The organism is Bradyrhizobium sp. 61, from assembly GCF_023073075.1.
Classification (GTDB): domain Bacteria; phylum Pseudomonadota; class Alphaproteobacteria; order Rhizobiales; family Xanthobacteraceae; genus Bradyrhizobium; species Bradyrhizobium barranii.
This window is the reverse complement of sequence record NZ_JADPIU010000011.1, coordinates 173295-190973: the sequence shown is the minus strand read 5'-3', so window position 1 is coordinate 190973 and position 17679 is coordinate 173295. Positions and strand designations below refer to the sequence as shown.

General features: G+C 62.4%; 16 protein-coding genes and 1 pseudogene. 12 read left to right on the top strand and 5 right to left on the bottom strand.

Going from position 1 to position 17679, the window contains the following annotated elements; genetic code table 11:
* Positions 1–42: 42 nt before the first annotated feature.
* Both IVB46_RS05800 and IVB46_RS05795 read right to left on the bottom strand, forming a co-directional pair.
* Entirely contained in the window at positions 43–1302 is a 1260-nt protein-coding gene (locus IVB46_RS05800) for an MFS transporter (protein WP_247303029.1), read from the bottom strand.
* Positions 1303–1313: 11 nt separating this feature from the next.
* Complete coding sequence (locus tag IVB46_RS05795) at positions 1314–2039, bottom strand: hypothetical protein (RefSeq protein ID WP_247303027.1); 726 nt, start codon at positions 2037–2039, stop codon at positions 1314–1316.
* Between the two features lie 362 nt (positions 2040–2401).
* On the opposite strand from IVB46_RS05795, the gene IVB46_RS05790 reads away from it, so the two are divergent.
* From IVB46_RS05790 to IVB46_RS05755, 8 genes are all read left to right on the top strand, one after another.
* Positions 2402–3217, top strand: a complete 816-nt coding sequence (locus tag IVB46_RS05790) for an MOSC N-terminal beta barrel domain-containing protein (RefSeq protein ID WP_346016119.1) — start codon at positions 2402–2404, stop codon at positions 3215–3217.
* 176 nt (positions 3218–3393) lie between these two features.
* On the top strand, positions 3394–4188 hold the full coding sequence (locus tag IVB46_RS05785; protein WP_247303025.1) for a YqcI/YcgG family protein: 795 nt from the start codon (positions 3394–3396) through the stop codon (positions 4186–4188).
* A 251-nt stretch (positions 4189–4439) separates the two neighbouring features.
* Positions 4440–5567, top strand: a complete 1128-nt coding sequence (locus IVB46_RS05780) for an ABC transporter ATP-binding protein (RefSeq protein ID WP_247303023.1) — start codon at positions 4440–4442, stop codon at positions 5565–5567.
* Positions 5564–6454, top strand: coding sequence for an ABC transporter permease (locus IVB46_RS05775; protein WP_247303022.1), 891 nt, complete (start codon positions 5564–5566; stop codon positions 6452–6454). Before IVB46_RS05780 ends, IVB46_RS05775 begins: the two co-directional genes overlap by 4 nt.
* Before the next feature lie 83 nt (positions 6455–6537).
* Positions 6538–7281 (top strand): ABC transporter permease, encoded by a 744-nt coding sequence (locus IVB46_RS05770; protein WP_247303020.1) that lies wholly within the window; start codon positions 6538–6540, stop codon positions 7279–7281.
* 11 nt (positions 7282–7292) lie between these two features.
* Positions 7293–8420: an ABC transporter substrate-binding protein gene (locus IVB46_RS05765; protein ID WP_247303018.1), complete on the top strand. Its 1128-nt coding sequence runs from the start codon at positions 7293–7295 to the stop codon at positions 8418–8420.
* Entirely contained in the window at positions 8417–9364 is a 948-nt protein-coding gene (locus IVB46_RS05760) for an arginase family protein (RefSeq protein WP_247303016.1), read from the top strand. Before IVB46_RS05765 ends, IVB46_RS05760 begins: the two co-directional genes overlap by 4 nt.
* Entirely contained in the window at positions 9361–10524 is a 1164-nt protein-coding gene (locus IVB46_RS05755; RefSeq protein ID WP_247342266.1) for an SfnB family sulfur acquisition oxidoreductase, read from the top strand. Before IVB46_RS05760 ends, IVB46_RS05755 begins: the two co-directional genes overlap by 4 nt.
* A gap of 168 nt (positions 10525–10692) precedes the next feature.
* On the opposite strand, the pseudogene IVB46_RS05750 reads toward IVB46_RS05755, so the two are convergent.
* From IVB46_RS05750 to IVB46_RS05740, 3 genes and pseudogenes are all read right to left on the bottom strand, one after another.
* Positions 10693–10881 (bottom strand): annotated as a pseudogene (locus IVB46_RS05750) (amidohydrolase); the annotation flags it as partial.
* Positions 10882–10908: 27 nt separating this feature from the next.
* The gene (locus tag IVB46_RS05745) at positions 10909–11586 is read right to left on the bottom strand and encodes a rhodanese-like domain-containing protein (protein WP_247303012.1); all 678 of its coding nucleotides are present in this window, start codon (positions 11584–11586) and stop codon (positions 10909–10911) included.
* 214 nt (positions 11587–11800) lie between these two features.
* Positions 11801–12535: a GntR family transcriptional regulator gene (locus IVB46_RS05740; RefSeq protein ID WP_247303010.1), complete on the bottom strand. Its 735-nt coding sequence runs from the start codon at positions 12533–12535 to the stop codon at positions 11801–11803.
* 242 nt (positions 12536–12777) lie between these two features.
* On the opposite strand from IVB46_RS05740, the gene IVB46_RS05735 reads away from it, so the two are divergent.
* From IVB46_RS05735 to IVB46_RS05720, 4 genes are read left to right on the top strand one after another with little or no spacing between them, the layout of a single operon-like run.
* Positions 12778–13509, top strand: a complete 732-nt coding sequence (locus IVB46_RS05735; protein ID WP_247342264.1) for an ABC transporter ATP-binding protein — start codon at positions 12778–12780, stop codon at positions 13507–13509.
* On the top strand, positions 13506–14507 hold the full coding sequence (locus IVB46_RS05730; protein ID WP_247303006.1) for an ABC transporter substrate-binding protein: 1002 nt from the start codon (positions 13506–13508) through the stop codon (positions 14505–14507). The genes IVB46_RS05735 and IVB46_RS05730 overlap by 4 nt, the downstream gene beginning before the upstream one ends.
* Positions 14508–14515: 8 nt before the next feature.
* Positions 14516–15265: an ABC transporter permease gene (locus IVB46_RS05725; RefSeq protein WP_247303004.1), complete on the top strand. Its 750-nt coding sequence runs from the start codon at positions 14516–14518 to the stop codon at positions 15263–15265.
* Positions 15266–15295: 30 nt separating this feature from the next.
* A complete protein-coding gene (locus IVB46_RS05720) occupies positions 15296–17668 on the top strand; it encodes a DUF3604 domain-containing protein (RefSeq protein WP_247303002.1) in 2373 nt (790 codons plus the stop codon).
* Positions 17669–17679: the final 11 nt, after the last annotated feature.

The following is a 17679-nucleotide window of genomic DNA, read 5'->3' as shown; positions in this document are numbered from 1 at the left end:
CTTTCGCTCGTAGCGCGGCCCAGGGCTCTGCGGCGACGCGCATCAAAGCCTTCGCCGCATCAGCAGCACGCCGACGAGTCCCAGTAGGGACATGCCCACCAGGATCAGAATGAGCGCGTTATAACCCGCGTCAGAATAGACGTTGACGCCATCGCGCGTCGCGCCCTCCCAGGTTTCGTGGAGCAGGTATCCGAGCACGGGCTGTAACGCGCCGGTGAGAAGCCCCGCGGAGGTCGTATTGATTGCGGCGCCTGTGCCAAGGCGTGCGACAGAGTAGATGCTCCTGACCGCCTTGAGGATCATCGGCGTCATGCCGCCGGCAATCAAACCCAGGACGATGAAGCCCGCGACAACGGCACCCAGGCCTGTCAGTTGTCCTACCTCGGGGGCTAGTAAGGCGAGACTGCCTGTCCGGAGCAGACACATCACGACATGCGCCCGTCCCACCGATCGCACTCGATCTGCGACATAGCCGAAGATCACGGAGCCCGCCATGCAACTCGCCATGAACAGAAATAGCGTCGCGGTCGCGTTATGGCGCTCCATAGCAAAGGCGTCTGTCAACAACGGTATGCCCCAGACGCCTGAGATTGTTGTCACGCTTACAAAGTGGGATGCAAACGTCAGCAAGCAGCCCCAGCTCTCCCGATGTTTCAGTTCGGCGATGGCAGAAGACAGGACGGTTTTGAGGGTGAACCGCTGAGCGGTGGGGCTGCGCGGGCGCAGAAAATAGGATGCGAGGACAAGGTTGAAGAGGCAGAAAATACCGATGCTTGCAAAGCTCGCGCGCCAGCCTACCCATGATACAAGAAAAGCGAGCGGTGTAGCTGCCAAGGCGCCGCCCGCATAGCCGGACAGCTGTGAGAGCCCCGACATGATTCCAAACTGGCGTTCGCGGAATTGCTGCGCCACCAGCTTGATGAGCGCTGTGAAGATCAGGGCGTCGCCGCATGCTACGATGAGACGAGCCAGAAATGCGGATGAAACGCTCGTCGAGGCGGCGAACAGTACCGTGCCAACGGAAGAGGCTACGAGACTCCAGATCACCAGAGCCTTCACGCCGAAGACATCGACGAGTACGCCGGCGGGAAACTGCATCAGCATGTAGCCAATGAAGTACGAAGACGCAATGATTCCTAGGCCGTCCGCTCCAACACCGAAGTCGCGGGCCAACTCGCCGACGATTGTTTGCGGGCACACGCGCTGCAGGAAAGCGACCGCGTAAGCACCGGAAACGCATCCCCATCCAATGAGATCCCGCCACGAAAGCGGGGACGCGGAATCGGCGGGCTTCATCAGCATGGTTGTCGGTACTAGATCGACGGCCGCACGACGGTCCCTACCGTGAAGATCGCATCCCTTGTGTCGGGGACGATACGGCGGAACGTTTCTGTCAGCGCGCTATCCGACTCGTAAGTTGGCTGATTGTAGTAGGTGATGTTCGGATAGGAGTTACGGACGATCAGGTTGGGAAACTCGAGATCCCGGTCCGGATAGAGAATCTTGGCGATTTGTACGGCGGCGTCCTTCAAGGAGTCGTCCCCATTGCCGTCTGACAGCGAGGGCAGTAGCCGCTTGCATGTCCTTGCATGCGCGCTCCAGGCCACCGGATTTCTCGTTCGCCACGTGTAGTAGATTTCCGCCCCGGCGGGCACGGTGGCGAGTTCGGCGTCCAGGATTCCCTTCAGCAGCAGCCCGAACAGTCCCTTGCGCTGGTGCTCCGGCCTGAGCTCAATTCCGGAGCGGCAAATGGCCGGCCGGCCATCGATCGAGAGACGGCGCCAGATGGAAAATCCGACGATCTGATCGGCGAGGCGAACCAGCCCGATGCCGTATCCATCCTGAAAGGGGGTATCGGACGCCGACCACCAGGGACTGTCGAGCCGCCAGTTGGTGGAAATGATCTCGTTAAGCAGATCGATGATGCCCGCCCTGCAATGCTCGGGGACTTCGATGGCCGAGCGAAAGACATCCAGTTGATAAGATCCATGCTGGTGCGCGCGCGTCGCGATTCTGTCGTCTTTGCTTAACTGCTGCATGGGTCACTTCCTTTGAAGCTCGCGGGCGGGTTGAGTACCGCATCGATGATGCGATGGCGAGCAAAAATGGGTGCGCAACTTAAAGAAGACATTTTCGTTTGTCGCGTGCGAGGCGGATAGCGGTTGTTTGCTGCCTGGACGCACGACTGCCTCAGATTGTTTTCGTGCAAGCCCTGCTAGTTCCATTGCGAGACGTCAGGACATGCTGATGTCCGTAACGTGTAACCTTCATGGTTTTGAGAATCGCGTCGTGTCATGGCCCTATTCAATCGGTCGTAGATGACCCTTTGAATTCGCGATCTCGTTCCTAGGGTGCCGATCGAACCGTGGGCTGGCTGACGAGATGGCTGATCGGCAATCGCATGACTGCGCAGATGCAAATTCGTGACATTTGGCTCTACCCCGTAAAGGGGCTTCGAGGACAATCGGTCCTTGAGGCCAATGTCGAGCCATGGGGCCTAGCCGACGACCGGCGATGGATGATTGTTGATGCGAAAGGGAGCTTCGTTACGCAACGAACGCTCCCTCGGATGGCGACCATAAGTGCGTCCGTGTCATTCGGTGGGCTTATATTGTCCGCGCTCGACGGCTCCTCGCTAGTATTGTCAACGCCTGAACCGCCAGCGGGGCGTGCCGATGTCGTCATATGGAATGACCGCGCACCGGCGCTCATTGCCGGCCGGGAAGAGAATGCCTGGCTGAGTAACATTCTCGGTGGAGATTACCGGTTCGCCTACATGGATAGTCCCTGCACCGCGCGGCAGGTCGATCCGGGATTTGGAGCTGCGGCCGACCGGGTCTCCTTTGCTGACGACTTTCCCTTGTTGCTGATCAACAAATCTTCGTTGGATGATCTGAACACGCGCTTGGAGCATCCGGTTGACCTCACGAGGTTCAGAGCCAACGTCGTTGTCGAGCATGCGCGCGCATGGGCGGAGGACCATTGGCAACAATTGGAACTGGGAGGCGTCAGATTTCGGGTCGCCAAAGCGTGCTCCAGATGCGCCGTCATAACGATCGATCAGGAGCGCGGGCTGAAAACGGGCGACCACGAGCCGCTACGAACCCTCTCCAGGTTCAGGCGAAACACGCGTGGAGAAACGATCTTCGGTCAATACCTCATTCCAGATGATCGTGGCCGCATCAAAGTCGGCGATCCCGTGAGACTCGCGCAATAGCTGCCGCCACATCGCCTGCGACGTGATGAAGAACGTTGTTGTCGCGCCGTGTGGTTCTACGATGCGATCATTCGCACCGAATGTGGCGGCCCTATCTTTCTCGGGTCTTATGGCCTGCTATGACCTCGTATGATCGACGACACATGCACCTTCTGAACATTTGGCTTCTTTCGTAAATGTATCGCCCCCGAACGGCGGGATATCGTTTAACGCGAGAGGTTAAACTCATGAGTCTGATCGAGCAGAGCCAAGTCCATGACCGATTTGAAGGCGGGAGTTGGCAGCGGAGCTGCTTCAGGCAGTTGGCGGAGCGCCTGACGCCGCCGGCCGAGTTTCCATGCATCTTCTCGCAGAATGCGTTCGGCCGCGGACTGCTGCTGTTCTCGTTCGTCGAGGACGGCTCGCAGGGAAGCCTCCAGCAAGCTGCGGAAGATCTTTCTGCGTACGTGGAATTGTCGCGCCACTGGGACGGAAAGGTCAGCACGGCTCGTCCCTTGGTCGTTGCGTTCTCGCAAAAAGCCGCTTCGGCGAATGATGTTGCCGGCTACCACGACATCGGATGGCGGACATTGCAGAGCTGGCACGAGCTCGACAACGAGCCTTGGCCAAAGGACGTCGCGACCGATCCGCATTCGCCATACTGGGCCATGTGCTACAACGGCATGCAGCTGTTCGTGAACATGAGCAACCCCGCTCATGTACGCCGCCGTAGCCGAAACCTCGGCGACAATCTGCTGTTCATCGTCAATCCACGAGAACGATTTGACATCGTGGCCGGCGAAACCCCGGAGGGGCGTCGCGTTCGACAGAGGATCCGCGACCGCGTCGAACGGTATGACGGTCTCGGTCATAGCCCGCAACTGGGAAGCTACAATGCCGGCGAGATCGAATGGTGGCAGTACGGCGTGATCGACGAAAATCGAGAGAGGGCGGATCGGTGTCCGTTTCTCGTCAGGTCGGCTGCCGCGTAAATGGTGTCGCGCCGCGCGAGAGCTGCGCAATGCTATTTCCAAGAATTGCCCTAGATAGGAAACGGTCGGCGCGCCGACCACGCTTGCGAGGTACGTTTATCGCTTTTTGCCGGCGGTGCTCGACATCAGGCGCGATCGGCAACATCATCGCGCGAAATGTCGATAGGTCTATGAATTCAGTTTGAGGCAACTAGAATGACGCCCCGGTCATCCTTCTGGCCAGATAAGCTCGCGAAGGCGAGCGCATTCTGATGTCGACGGGCTTTCTGAAGGTCGATGGCATCTGCAAGCGCTATGGTGAGCTGCACGCACTGGAGTCCATCTCGCTCGATGTTGCCCGGGGCGAATTTCTGACCTTGCTGGGACCGTCCGGGTCGGGCAAGTCGACGCTGCTTTCGGTTCTCGCGGGCTTCATCGAGCCGGACCATGGCGGGGTCTATCTTGATGGCAACGACATCACTCATCTGCCGCCGGAGGCACGGCGTTTTGGAGTTGTACCGCAGGGCTACGGCCTTTTCCCTCATTTGACGGTCTACGAAAACATCGCCTTTCCGTTGCGCGTGCGCCGCACTGACAAAAGGCGACTCGAGAGCCGCGTCAACGAGGTCATGGACCTTCTCCAGATCGGCGGCTTGGGCAGCCGTCTTCCGAAAAACCTGTCAGGAGGGCAGCAGCAGCGCGTCGCGCTGGCGCGTGCGCTCTCTTTCGAGCCGGACCTGTTGTTGCTCGACGAGCCGATGAGCGCACTGGATGCAGCCCTGCGGCGTGACTTGCAGGCCGAGCTTGTCCGTCTTCATCGGCAGGTTGGGACAACATTCATCTACGTGACGCATGACCAGCAGGAGGCGCTGGCTCTTTCGGACCGCGTCGTCGTTCTGAACCGGGGCCGAACCGAACAGATCGGTTCGCCCCGCGCGATCTATGATCGGCCGGCCAGCCGTTTCGTCGCCGGCTTCCTCGGCAAGAACAACCTGCTGAAAGCTGTGGTGCTCGGCGGCCCCGATGGCCGGCCGCAAATTCAGTGGAACGGCACCCGGATCGGGGCGGCGCCGGGGCCCGTGCCGCTCGCCGCCGGCCCTTGTGTGCTTGCCGTTCGGCCCGAAAGCATCACCATGACCGAGGCAGGAAGTAGGGCGCCAAACGCCGACGGTCGGATTCGTGGCAAGGTTGTAAGCCAGACGTTTCTGGGCGCTTCGGTCGACATACTGGTCACGGTCGGCAACGAGACCTTGACGGTGACTATGGCCGGCACCGCATCGCCCGTGGCGCCGGGATTAGATGTTTGGCTCGTCTTCGATGCCGAACGGCTCTGGTGCCTGCCGAACAGCGATGTGGCCGTGCCTGAACCATCCGCGGTTTCGCCGGAGTTCGCTGCATGAATCCGGCGTTGACGGTGCAGGCGGGGCCTAGGCGCACTTACTTTTCGTCGGCGACGCTTCGCGGCTTTTCCTTGCAGGATCGCCTGCTTGCCGGCTCCGCTTTTGTACTCCTGGTGTGCTACGTCATTCCGCTTGCCGGGGTGGTGGGGCTGAGCTTCCTAGCGCCGACACCTGGCCTTGGAAACTATTGGGCTCTGCTTCAGAATCCGACGGTTCGCGTGGTGGTCGTCAATACCCTCTGGATCAGCTCGTTGACTGTCGGAATTACGTTGCTCCTGGCATACGTGACCGCTTACGGAATGGTGCAAGCCCGTCCCGAGGCGCGGAGGTGGATGCTGGCCTGTGTACTGCTGCCATTATGGATATCCGTATTGGTCCGCAATTACGCGTGGATAGCATTGCTTTCGCCGGGCGGAATAGCGAACGGCGTCCTGCTGCATTGGGGCTGGATCGATCACCCTCTGTCGCTGGTGCGCAATACGTTCGGCGTCGTGCTGGGCATGGTGCACTACATGCTGCCCTACGCCATCCTGCCAATCTACGCCCAGATGGTCCGCATCGAAGGAACGTTGCCTCAAGTGGCGCGTTCGCTGGGCGCCAATCGACTTCAGGCGTTCGTTCGCGTGTTCCTGCCGCTATCCCGTCCCGGACTGGCTGCCGCGGCGTTTCTGACGTCGATCATGTCGCTCGGCTTCTATTTGACGCCGGTCATTCTGGGGGGTGGCAAGACCGTGATGGTGGCGGAATTCATATCCGTGCAGGTTACGGAAACGCTGCGATGGGACATCGCCACGACCCTGAGCACGTCGTTGCTTCTGGTGACAGGCGCGCTGGTGTGGCGGTTCAGCCATCTACTTGAGCTGGCTACGGCCAAGCCGAAGACATGAGCGCACGATCGCCATTGGCCGTACTTCCGTTCGGGCCCGCCGGCTCCGTTGCGCTTTTGGTCGTTGCGTTCCTGGTGCTGCCGTTGATCGCCATCGTTCCGATGTCGTTCAGCGACACCCGATATCTGTCGATGCCCCAGAACGGACTGTCCGCGCTGCACTATCATCGCCTGCTTGGTGATCCGGCCTGGCGCGACAGCTTGCTGCACAGTGTCGGCGTCGCGTTGCCTGCCGCATCTCTTGCGGTCCTGCTCGGCCTCTCGTTCTGCCTCGGCGCATGGCAGCGACAGGGCCGCGCTGTCCTGCTCCTGCAGGTTCTGATGCTGGGGCCGCTGATCGTGCCGGGTATCATTCACGCCGTTGCCTACCACCGCACGTTATCGTGGCTGGGCCTGTTCGACAGCTTCACGGGCACGATCCTCGTCCACGCGATCAAGGGGCTGCCCTTTGCCGTGCTCTCCATCTCGGCTTCCTTGGCCTCGGTGCATCCGGCCACATTGCAACTGGCGCGCAGCCTGGGCGCCTCGCCGACACAGGCGCTCGTGAAGACGCTGCTGCCGCAGATCAGATGGGGTATCGGGGCCGGCTTCGTGCTGGCGCTGGTGACGTCGTGGGACGAGATCGTCGTGACGCTGTTCATCACCAGCCGCAACGTGAACACGTTGCCAAAGCAGATCTGGCAGAGCCTTTTCCTGAATCTCGACCCCATGGTCGCAGCGCTTGGCACTCTGGTGCTGCTGGCAACCTTGCTGGTGCTTTTTGCGCTGTTGTTGGGCAGTGCCCGCCCGCGCTCGTTTACCGGCTTCCAGGAAGATCGATTGAGTTGAAAGGAGATATCATGTCCGACTTTTCGCAAGATTCCGACTATATGCAGCACCTCGAGCGATCGCTCCGGCGCGAGACGCAGGGCAAGACCGTTCACCGCCGCCACTTCCTTCAGCTCCTGTCGGCGCTGAGCGTCGGTACGGGCTCGCTGAGCTTCGTACGCTCCGCGAGCGCACAGCAAGCCGAGCTCGTGGTGGCCAATTGGGGCGGCGACGCACTGCCTGCGCAGCGCGACATTCTCGCGGCGGAGTTCGTCAAACGCTACCCTGGCAGCCGTGTCGGATTTGACACCACAGGTCCGACGCCCGGAAAGATCAAGGCAATGGTCGAGTCGGGCAGCGTCGCGTGGGACGTGGCCGACCGGAATCTCCTATCCGCCCTGGAGCTCGGCCGGCAGGGCCTGCTCGAGAAGGTCGATGAATCCATCGTCGACGTCAACGCGGTACCGAACCAGTTCCGCACCCCGTGGGGCGTAGGCTCGTACTTCTTCTCCTTCGTCATCACTTACGATAGCGCGCGCTTCGGCTCGACGCCTCCGCGCACCTGGAAGGATTTCTGGGACACGCAGAATTTCAAGGGGAGGCGGGCGCTGCGCAACAACGTCGAGGGCGTGCTCGAATCGGCTTTGCTGGCTGACGGCGTTGAACGCGACAAGCTCTATCCGCTGGACGTCAATCGCGGGCTGGAGAAGGTGCGCGCGATCAAGAAGGACACGATCTTCTATAGCAACGCATCGGAAGCCCAGCAGTTGCTGCGGTCCGGGGAGGTGTCGATCGGCAGTCTCTGGAATACGCGCGCGCAAGGCGTCAAGGAAGACACGAAGGGACGCATCGACTACCATTTCAATGAAGGCATCCTGCTGATTGCGGCCTGGAACGTCCTGAAAGGGGCCAAGAACAGCAAGGACGCTTGGCGCTGGGTCGCGCTGTCGCAAGATCCTGCGTTGCAGGTGGCGCTGCTCACCAAGCTGGGCTGGGGCCCGATCAATCCAGCCGCGAACAAGCTGGTTCCTGCCGAGTTGCAGCCACAAAACCCCGGATCACCCGAGAATATCGCACGCCAGACCGCGGTCGATGCCGAATGGTATGCGCGCAATTACTTCGAGGTCCAGAACAGATACCTCGACGCGCTCGCGACATGACGACCGAGAACGCTCCGATCGACGCAGCGGCGCCACTCACCTTCATGGGGGTACCTCTGGTCACGCGCTTGCCCCCGCAGTCCCGGGCTGCCATCGGCGGACTTCCGTTCGATGGCGGCCAGCACGCCACGCGTTTTGGCTCACGTCTCGGCCCTCGCAGCGTGCGTGAACAATCGATCCAGTTGCGAGCGGTGGATCCCGACACCGATCGCGACGTCCTGGCGGCGCTTGGGCTCGTCGACGTCGGGGACGCACGCGTGCAGCACGGCGATCTGGACACCTCTCAGCGCAACGTGGCCCGTTTCGCGGGGGCCCTGGTCGAAACGAACGCAGTCCCGGTGATGATCGGCGGCGACGGCAGCGTCACGCTGCCGCTGCTCCAGGCGGTGTCGCGCCGCTATCCGAATCTCGCGGTGGTCCATCTGGATGCGCACACCGATGCCTATCCGCTGGCCGGGAATGTCGGCCCGGCTGCCTTCCACCGGGCCGCCGAGCAGCGTCTGCTGGATCCGACAGTATCGTTTCACATCGGATTGCGTGGCCCGGTGGCCTCGACGGGACTCTATGCGCATGCTCGCGGGCTCGGCTATCAGCTGGTGACGATCGCAGAGCTGCTGGAGAGAGGCTTTGTCTCGGTCTTCGACGAAGTCGGCCACCGCATCGCAGACCGTCCCGTCTATATTTGCTGGGATATGGACTTCTTCGACCCCTCCGTCGCGCCCGGGGTCATTACCCCCAGTTGGGAGGGGGTGACAGTGCGCGAGGGCTTGCAGGTCGCAAGGTTGCTCCGCCGCCTCAACATCGTGGCCATCGACATCAATTGCGTAAGCCCGCCCCACGACGCCGCGGGTCTTGCCGCGTTCCTCTGCGCCCGCATTATTTTCGAGTTTCTCGCTGGCCTGGCAGCATCGCAGCGCCTGTCTGAAGGGTCAAGATCGTCATGAATGTTGTGCCTCAGAACGCGCAGTCCTCCACGAATGCCACTCGCGTTATCCGCAATTCGGAGGAGGCGCTTACGACAGCACGAGAGCTTGCCGATGCGTTGGCTATTGGCGCGTCGGAGCGCGACAGCCAACGTCGCCTTCCGCACGATGAGGTCAGGACGTTCGTGCAAAGCGGGTTGTGGGGCATCGGTATCCGGCCCGAATTCGGCGGCGCTGGCGTTTCGATCGAAACCGTCATCGAGGTCGTGGCGACGATTTCAGCGGCCGACCCGTCGATCGGCCAGCTTCCGCAAAACAACTATTTGCTGCTCGAGAACCTGTACCGCATCGGCACCGAGGAGCAGAAGCGGTTTTTCTTCGGCGAAGTGTTGCGCGGCAAGGTGATCGGCAATGGCTTTGCGGAAGCCGGCGGCAAGGATGTGCTGGACGTTCGTAGCCGCATCCGCCGGACGGCGAACGGTCTCAGGCTCGACGCGCGCAAGACCTATTGTACCAACGCGCTGTTCGCGGACTGGATTCCGATCTCGGGCGTCGACGATGACGGCAATATCGTCTACGTCTATGTCGAGCGCGACGCCGCGGGCCTGTCGGTGGTTGATGACTGGAACGGGCTTGGTCAGCGGACGTCGGCAAGCGGCTCGATCATCGCCGACGACGTCGAGGTCAACCCTGCCTACGTCATTGAGCGCCACAAATCGTTCTCGAAACCGAGCTTGAGCGGTCCGTTCGCGCAGCTCCTGCATGCCGCGATCGATCTGGGGATCGCGCGGGCCTCGTTCGCGGAAGCGGTGCGGCTTGCGCGTGCGGTCTCCCGTCCATGGATCGACAGCGGGCTCGAGCGTGCGCAGGACGATCCCCATACGATCGCTCTGCTCGGCGACCTCCAGATCCGTGTCAACGCCGCCAACGCCATGGTCGAGCGGGCGGCCCGGATCCTGGACGCTGTGCGGGACGGCCATGACGAGGCCGACGTCGCGCGTGCCTCTGTCGCGGTCGCCGAAGCAAAGGTGTTGGCGAACGATGCGGCGCTGTTTGCCTCATCCAAGCTGTTCGAGTTCGGTGGCGCAAGCAGTGCGCGACGAGCCTCAACCTTGATCGTCACTGGCGCAACGCGCGTACGCACACACTGCACGACCCCGTCCGGTGGAAGTATCATCTGATCGGGAACTATGTGCTGAACGACAAGAACCCGCCGCTGCACAATTGGGCCTGAGACTTGCGGAGCGGACCTTAGTCGAGGAGCGAACTCGACGTCCGCCCGCGCGAGATCGAGTTCGCGCGCGACTGCTTTGCGTTCGGCCTCGGCCGTAAAGCCTGCGCGGCTCAGTTCACCGCAAAGGGCAGCTGATAGGGCGTCCATTCGGAACGCCCTCGCGGATGGTCTGCACCGCCTTCAGGTAGGCTTTGCCGGTGCGTGGATTGTTCGAGGTGTCGAGCAACTACACGGGACCTTCGACGAGTTCGAGAATCGAGACGTCTCCGGGCGCGCCGACCTGTAGCGTCCCGAGCTCTTTGGTTTCATCACCGCGGTTCCCGGGTTTGCGCTACGGCTCCAGACCGCGGATATCCGGTCTAATCTCGAGCGATGGGACAGCTCTCATCAGAAGACCGCGAAGTTCGTCCGCAGGCCTCAGGCCGCTGTTGTCGAGCAGGCTCGCATGCGGAAGGAGCCGTGCACCGGGCAGGTGGCCGCCGCGTGTATTGCGGCGAAGATCCGTGCCGGTGAATTCACCTGCGGTTCGGGCGTCCAAAATCCGGACGTCATCCAGCTGGGCCTTGAGAGCTCGTCGATCGACGAGCCCGACCGATCCTGACTCTGGACGGGCCCGAAAGGTTGTCGGCGCCGACGGTTTGGTCGCCGCCGTCAGCAGTTCTTCCCGTCCCCGGATCCTGGGCCATCCGCCGTTCAGGATCAGCGCGTCGGCTCCAAAATATTGCAGGATGAACCAGACGCGTGCGGCCTCCGTCATGCGTCCATCATCGTAGACAATGGTAGGCTGGCGAGTGTTGACACCGAGCGCAGCAATCGCGCGCTCCCAATAATCGACATTCTCGAAAGAGGTCTCGCCCGACTTCGCTGCGGCCTCCCAAACCTCAATCGGCACCCGGACCGCTCTCGCGGGATGACCGGCCGCGAAGGTCGTAGGCTCGCGCACGTCGAGAAGACGGAATGCCTCAAGAGACGATAGTTCATTCGCTTCGATAATGGGATCGTGCGGCATGGTACTCCTTCGGCCGATACATCAACGTTACATGCTCTGTCGCACGATCCCGACAAAACCGCCGGATCGGCGCCGTCTCGGCTCCATTTGCCGACAATCGTCGATACATGGCTATTCCATAAAATGCTGAAATCGGGGATTTAACTGCCAGCAAACGGCACAGACGTGGAAGGTGCCGGCGCTTCGTCGAACGTTGCGCCGACCCGGCGATGTCTCATGCCTTCTCGCTGAAGATCCCGTTCAACACGAACTTGTAGCGCTCCGGCCGGATGAAAAAGGTCGAGTGCTCGGCACATGTGCCGTCCCTGAAATACGAGGTACGCTCCATGGTCAATAGCGCAGCGCCTGCTTCGGTGTTCAGCGCTCTTGCGAACTCCTTGCCGGCGATCTGCGCACCCAACTCCATCCTGGCCTGAGTGACAGGTGTGCCGGCAATGGCCGCGACCACCGAGTAAGTCGGCGTCGGCTCGATATCAGCGCGTTTCAAATCGGATTTGCCTGTGCGTAGATGGCTGCGGCCGAGTGCGATCGGTTCGCCGTCGATCAGGTGCAGCCGCTGAAGCAGCAGGCATTCCCGGCGCGCGTTCCCGAACAGCGGCCGCAGGCCCGCGGGCGTTGCGACCACGCGCAGAGCCGTGACGCGCATGGTCGCGTTCAATCCCTGTCGGCGCAGCGTTTCGTGAAAGCTGCGCAGCACATTCAGTTCGTGCCGCACCTGCTTGCCTGCGACGAAGGTGCCTTTGCCCTTCTTCCGGTCAATCAGGCCGTCCTTGTCGAGCTCCTCGAGAGCGAGACGGACAGTGACCCGGCTGACGTCGAACCGCGCTCCCATCTCGGCTTCCGAGGGCAGGCGGCCGGAAGGCTCGAACCCGCCATCGGCGATCTCACGGCGCAACCGGTCGGCGATCTGTTGGTAAAGAGCTGTCGCGTTTTCTCTCACGAGAGACATTCTGTTCTCATTTCAGATGACAAGAGGGGCGGATCTTTTGTTTTCGGGCTCTGTGGGCACGACCGGTTGCAGCGCTGCAAGCTTGTATCATAATGTATTACATGCTCGCGTTACAGACCAGATCCCATGAGGCTTCAACCCTGCACCCCGCCGCTCCAGCAGCTCGCCGTGGTGCAACCTTTGTCGTCGACGGGATGCAGTTCGCTTATCGACCGGGGCAGGACATTTTCCGGAACGTCTCGTTGAAGGCGGCGCCGGGCGAGTTCGTGGCCCTGCTTGGCCCGTCGGGCTGCGGCAAGACGACCTTGCTGAACCTGCTTTCGGGTTTCCTTGCGCCTAGCGCGGGCGTCGTGACAATCGACGGCCGCGCGGTGAGACCCGAGCTCGATGAGCTTGGTTATGTGTTTCAGGCGCCGAACCTCTTTCCGTGGATGAGCGTGCACGAGAACGTTCGGTTCGGCCTTCGCATGGCGGGGCGGCTTGATCGCGACGAACAGAAACGCAAGGCGCTCCAGTATCTCGATCTGGTCGGCCTCTCCGACGTGGCCGACGAACTGCCGAACCGGCTCTCGGGCGGCATGCAGCAGCGCGTCGCTCTGGCTCGTGCCCTCGTGCTCGAGCCGAGGCTGCTGCTGATGGACGAGCCGTTCGCCGCGCTCGATGCGATCACGCGTGGCGCCATGAACGAGGAACTGCTGCGGCTGTGGTCGACACTCGGCCAGACCATCCTCTTCATCACCCATGATGTGGAGGAGGCGGTCTTTCTGGCTGACCGCGTGGTCGTTCTCGGCTTTCCTCCCGATGGCATCGACAGTGAAGTCGTCGTCGATCTGCCGCGGCCGCGCGAACGACGTCGCACCCGCACGCTGCCTCGGTTTGCGGAGCTCTGCGATGTTCTCTTGCAGCGGATCGCCGGCGTCATGGAGGCGCGGCCGAGACGGCTCCTTGCGACCCGAACAGAGCCAGTTCCATGATCAGATATCTGTTGTGTACGATGACCGCGATGCTCGCGGTGGGCAGTCCGTCATGGGCGCAGAGCCTGCCGACCCCGCTGCGCATCGGATGGGTTGCTGCGATGGCCAACGCGCCGGCGCTGATTGCGGACCAAAAGGGGTTCTTCGCTCAGGAGGGCCTGAAGGTCGAGCTGAAGCCGTTCGGCGATGGCCCGGTGATCCAGCAGGCGATGGCGAGCGGCGAGCTCGACGTCGGCTATATCGGCGCGCCGCCGGTCTATCAGTGGTTCTCCCGTGGCCTCGACAGCCGCATCCTGGCGAAGGTGAACTATGGCCAGGCTGCGATCGTGGCCAAGGCAAGCGGGCCGATCGTAGGCCTCAACGACCTGCGCGGCCGGAGGCTCGCCGGCGTCGCGCGCGGCAGCGGCATGGACGTGCTGCTGCGTGGCTACGTGCTGAAGGATACTGCGGCTCTTGATCCGGATGCCGACCTGTCGCTGTCGCAGCTGCCGGTCGGCAACATGAATGCCGCGCTCGACACCGGCACGGTGGATGCGGTGTTTACCTGGGAGCCTTTCGTCAGCCAGGCGCTGCTTCGTGGTAGTGGCCGCCTTGTGTTCGACGTCAACGCGGCCATTCCAGGCTATCCGTGGTACGTCGTGATGGCGCCGATCAAGTCGCTCAAGGATCGTCCCGACGATCTGGTGAAGCTCTTGCGCGCGCACCGCCGGGCGATCGCCTTTCTGCGCGATCATCCCGCCGAGGCGGACCAGATCATCGCACGCGAATTCAAGCTGGAAGCGGTGACGACGCAGGACGGCAAGACGATTCCGCCCGAGGCGGTCGTGGCCGAGGCGCGCAAGCGTCTGGGGTGGTCCGATGAGCTGACCGCATCGGACCGCGCCTTTATCCAGCGCCTGATGGACTATTCGCGCGACCTCGGCTTTCTCGCGCGACCGTTGAAGGTCGAGCAGATCGTCGATGATGGTCCGTGGAAACGCGCGGTCGAACAGAACTGACGTGATCGATGAGCCTGCCGAAACCATCGTGGAGTTGGGCCTCGCTGCCGGCGCTGCTGCTGGTCTGGTGCATCGCGGCGAGCCGCCTGCCGCCTTACGTGCTGCCGCAGCCTTGGGAGGTCGCGACCGAGGCGCTGCGCTGGATCCGAAGCGGTGATCTCGGCCGTCAGATCGGCGCAAGTCTGCTGCGCGAGGTCGGCGGTTTCGGAGCCGCGGTTGTCGTCGCGTTGGCGATCGGGACCGCGGGCGGACTGTCCGAGCGTTTTCGAGCCTTCGCCTCGCCCTTGGTCGGTCTGTTCATGGCCATTCCACCGATCGCATGGGCGCCGCTCTGCCTGATCTTCTTCGGGCTCGGTTATCTCGCCATCGCGGTGGTCATCTTCATCGCGTCCGTGTTTCCGATGGCGGTCACCATCCAGGAGGGAGTGCTCGGCATCGTCGGCGGCCAGGTTCGCGCGGCGCGTACGCTCGGAGCGAACCGCTTGCAATTGCTGCGTCACGTCTATCTGCCGGCGTCCCTTCCATTCGTGACGGCGGCCCTCCGCATCGGCTTTAGTCAAGCCTGGCGCGCGCTCGTCGCCGCAGAGATGATTGGTGCATCGCAGGGGATCGGCTGGATGGTCGCCATGGGTGGCCAGGTCGGCAATGCCAGCCAGGTGCTGCTCGGCATCGCACTGATTGGCCTGATTGCGTGGCTGGCCGAGACGATCGTGTTTCGCCGACTAGAGCGTCACTACCAAACCTGGCGCGCCACGTGACCTCCGGACAAGTTCAATCGAGAGTATTACATGACCGCAGAAACTGATCCGCGCGCCCGCGCCGGGACCTATATCGCTCCGCAGGGCCTGTATGAGCAGAACAAGGCGCTGCCGTTCCTTGGACGGGTGAGCTGTCGCCGCAAGCAGCTTGTTGCCGGCGAATGGACCGAACTCGAACTGGTCTATGAGGTCGGCGCGGTCGGCCTTGCCGATGGTGCTTGGCTGAAGCTCGCCTTCAAGTTTTATTCCGACTGGGCACTGTTCCAGACCTCCGATCCGACCGGGGCCAACTACGTCTCCGCCGAGTATCACGCCGGACCGCTGCGGCCGGGGCAAAGCCCGTCGACGGTGCAGGGGCTGAAGGTGCGTTTCGACCAGAAGGGGCATGAGCGCCCGTTCCAGAAAGCCATCATCATCGACGTCGTCGACGGCTATCTCAATCCCGGTGATCGCATCGTGATCCGATTGGGCGACCGCCGCCAGGGCGGCGGTGGCACTCGCGCGCAGAGCTTTGTCGAGAAAAACTTCCGCTTTCGTATGTTCATCGATCCCCTCGGAAGTTCGAAATTTGCCGAGGTGCCCGGCGATTGCATTCTCGACATCGTGCCCGGGGCGCCGTTGGTGTCAGCGCTTGTGATGCCGCGGCTGGTGGCGCCGCTGTTGCCGTTCGATGTCGTGGTCCGCCTGGAGGATGTGTGGGGCAATGTCTGCCGCGACCAGGCGCCGCGCGGCGAGTTGCACCTCACCGACCCGGCCGGCGGCGTGCAATCGCAGCCGCTTGAGTTCTCGCTCGACGGATGGAGCGTTGCGCGCGTCCGGAATGTGCGATTAGAGCGCGAAGGTGAGTGGCGGTTCGAAGTCCTGGTCGAGGGGATCGCCACACCTGCGGTTGGTTTTGCGCAAGTCGAGCCGCTCACGCAGGCGCTGCGTCCGCTCTACGCCGATCTCCATGTGCATTCCCACGACACCGTGGGCACCAATGATACGTTCTACAATCTGGCCTATGGCCGCGATGTCGCAGCACTCGATGTCCTCGGCTACACCGTCAATGACTTCAACATCAAGCAGGCGGATTGGGAGCGGGCGGTCGAGATCATTGCCGGGCTGAACGAGCCGGGCCGGTTCGTCTGCTACCCCGGGACGGAATGGTGCGGCAACTCCAGCGCCGGCGGCGATCGCAACGTCGTGTTTCTGGGTGAAGGCAAGCCGCGCTTTCCATTCGACGCGGAGGGCCGTTCGGTGCGCTCATTCGAATGGAACGAGTTGACTGCCGGGGCCATCCGCCCCGGGGTCTGGCCGGCCGACGAGCTCTATGCCGCCTATGCGGACGATCCGGAAAACCATCTCCTGATTCCGCATGTGGGCGGGCGTCGCTGCATCCTCGATTGGCATCACCCTGAACTGGAACGTCTCGTCGAGGTCGGCTCGTCCTGGGGGCAGTTCCACTGGTTCTATACCGACGCCCTGTCGCGCGGTTATCGGGTCGGCGCGTCCGCTGCCGGTGACGAACATCAGGGGCGCTGCGGTGGTGGTGCGCCAGCCACGGCCGTGTTCGGCTCGCGCGGCGGATTGACCGGTGTTCTCGCCGACAGCCTCGATCGCGCGAGCGTCGGGCGCGCACTCCGGGCGCGGCGCACCTTCGCAACCACCGGCGAGCGCAGTTTCGCCAGTCTCAGCTTCGGTGCATCCTGGATGGGCGAGGTCGTCTCGGCCAAATTGAGCGAGCCTCTGACCTACCGGCTGCTGGGTGATCAGGGTTGGGAACAGGTGCAGCTGTTCGATGCGGAGCGCGTGATCTGGTCTCGCGACTTGAACGCGGAAGTGGGCCTCTCCGAGCGGAAGTTGAGGGTGCGTCTTGCCGGCGCGCGGATCAAGGACCGCTATCGTGCTGCCAACTGGGTTGGAGAGATCACGGTGACCGGCGCCGCGATTCTGGATGTCCGCGGCATCGGTTTCGACCATCCGGAACAGCGTGCCTGGCGCGAGGACGCGACGACCGTGGGATTCACCACGGCCACCCACGGCGACACGGATGCTATCGAGCTGACGCTGTCCAGCCTCGCAGGGGTCGAGATCGAGGTGCGTGGGGCCATTACGGGCTATGTGAAAGTCGGCGATGCGCTGCAACCGCCGCCGCATGTCCACGCGCCGCAGTTCAGCCTGAAGGCTACTGGCGCCGATCTTCTCGAAAGGCGCTGCACGCGTGCGCTCAGCGGAATCGAGCTTGAGGTGACCATCGAACGTGTCACCGAGGGCGCGCTGCCGCGCGACGTTGGCGGCGAGATCGATCTGTCGCCGCTCGGTCTTGCGAAAGGCGTTGAGCATCCCCTGTTCATCACCGCGCGACAGCGCGACCAGTCGCGGATCTGGACCTCGCCGGTCTTTCTGACGCCGGTTGGTTGATCGAGCGGCCG

What these genes read in the sequence shown, in the direction of transcription:
- IVB46_RS05800 (WP_247303029.1), bottom strand. Translation starts at nt 1,302, where the DNA reads ATGCTGATGAAGCCCGCCGATTCCGCGTCCCCGCTTTCGTGGCGGGAT.
- IVB46_RS05785 (WP_247303025.1), top strand. Translation starts at nt 3,394, where the DNA reads ATGTATCGCCCCCGAACGGCGGGATATCGTTTAACGCGAGAGGTTAAA.
- IVB46_RS05740 (WP_247303010.1), bottom strand. Translation starts at nt 12,535, where the DNA reads ATGTCTCTCGTGAGAGAAAACGCGACAGCTCTTTACCAACAGATCGCC.
- IVB46_RS05760 (WP_247303016.1), top strand. Translation starts at nt 8,417, where the DNA reads ATGACGACCGAGAACGCTCCGATCGACGCAGCGGCGCCACTCACCTTC.
- IVB46_RS05775 (WP_247303022.1), top strand. Translation starts at nt 5,564, where the DNA reads ATGAATCCGGCGTTGACGGTGCAGGCGGGGCCTAGGCGCACTTACTTT.
- IVB46_RS05725 (WP_247303004.1), top strand. Translation starts at nt 14,516, where the DNA reads ATGAGCCTGCCGAAACCATCGTGGAGTTGGGCCTCGCTGCCGGCGCTG.
- IVB46_RS05730 (WP_247303006.1), top strand. Translation starts at nt 13,506, where the DNA reads ATGATCAGATATCTGTTGTGTACGATGACCGCGATGCTCGCGGTGGGC.
- IVB46_RS05720 (WP_247303002.1), top strand. Translation starts at nt 15,296, where the DNA reads ATGACCGCAGAAACTGATCCGCGCGCCCGCGCCGGGACCTATATCGCT.
- IVB46_RS05795 (WP_247303027.1), bottom strand. Translation starts at nt 2,039, where the DNA reads ATGCAGCAGTTAAGCAAAGACGACAGAATCGCGACGCGCGCGCACCAG.
- IVB46_RS05755 (WP_247342266.1), top strand. Translation starts at nt 9,361, where the DNA reads ATGAATGTTGTGCCTCAGAACGCGCAGTCCTCCACGAATGCCACTCGC.
- IVB46_RS05745 (WP_247303012.1), bottom strand. Translation starts at nt 11,586, where the DNA reads ATGCCGCACGATCCCATTATCGAAGCGAATGAACTATCGTCTCTTGAG.
- IVB46_RS05780 (WP_247303023.1), top strand. Translation starts at nt 4,440, where the DNA reads ATGTCGACGGGCTTTCTGAAGGTCGATGGCATCTGCAAGCGCTATGGT.
- IVB46_RS05765 (WP_247303018.1), top strand. Translation starts at nt 7,293, where the DNA reads ATGTCCGACTTTTCGCAAGATTCCGACTATATGCAGCACCTCGAGCGA.
- IVB46_RS05790 (WP_346016119.1), top strand. Translation starts at nt 2,402, where the DNA reads ATGACTGCGCAGATGCAAATTCGTGACATTTGGCTCTACCCCGTAAAG.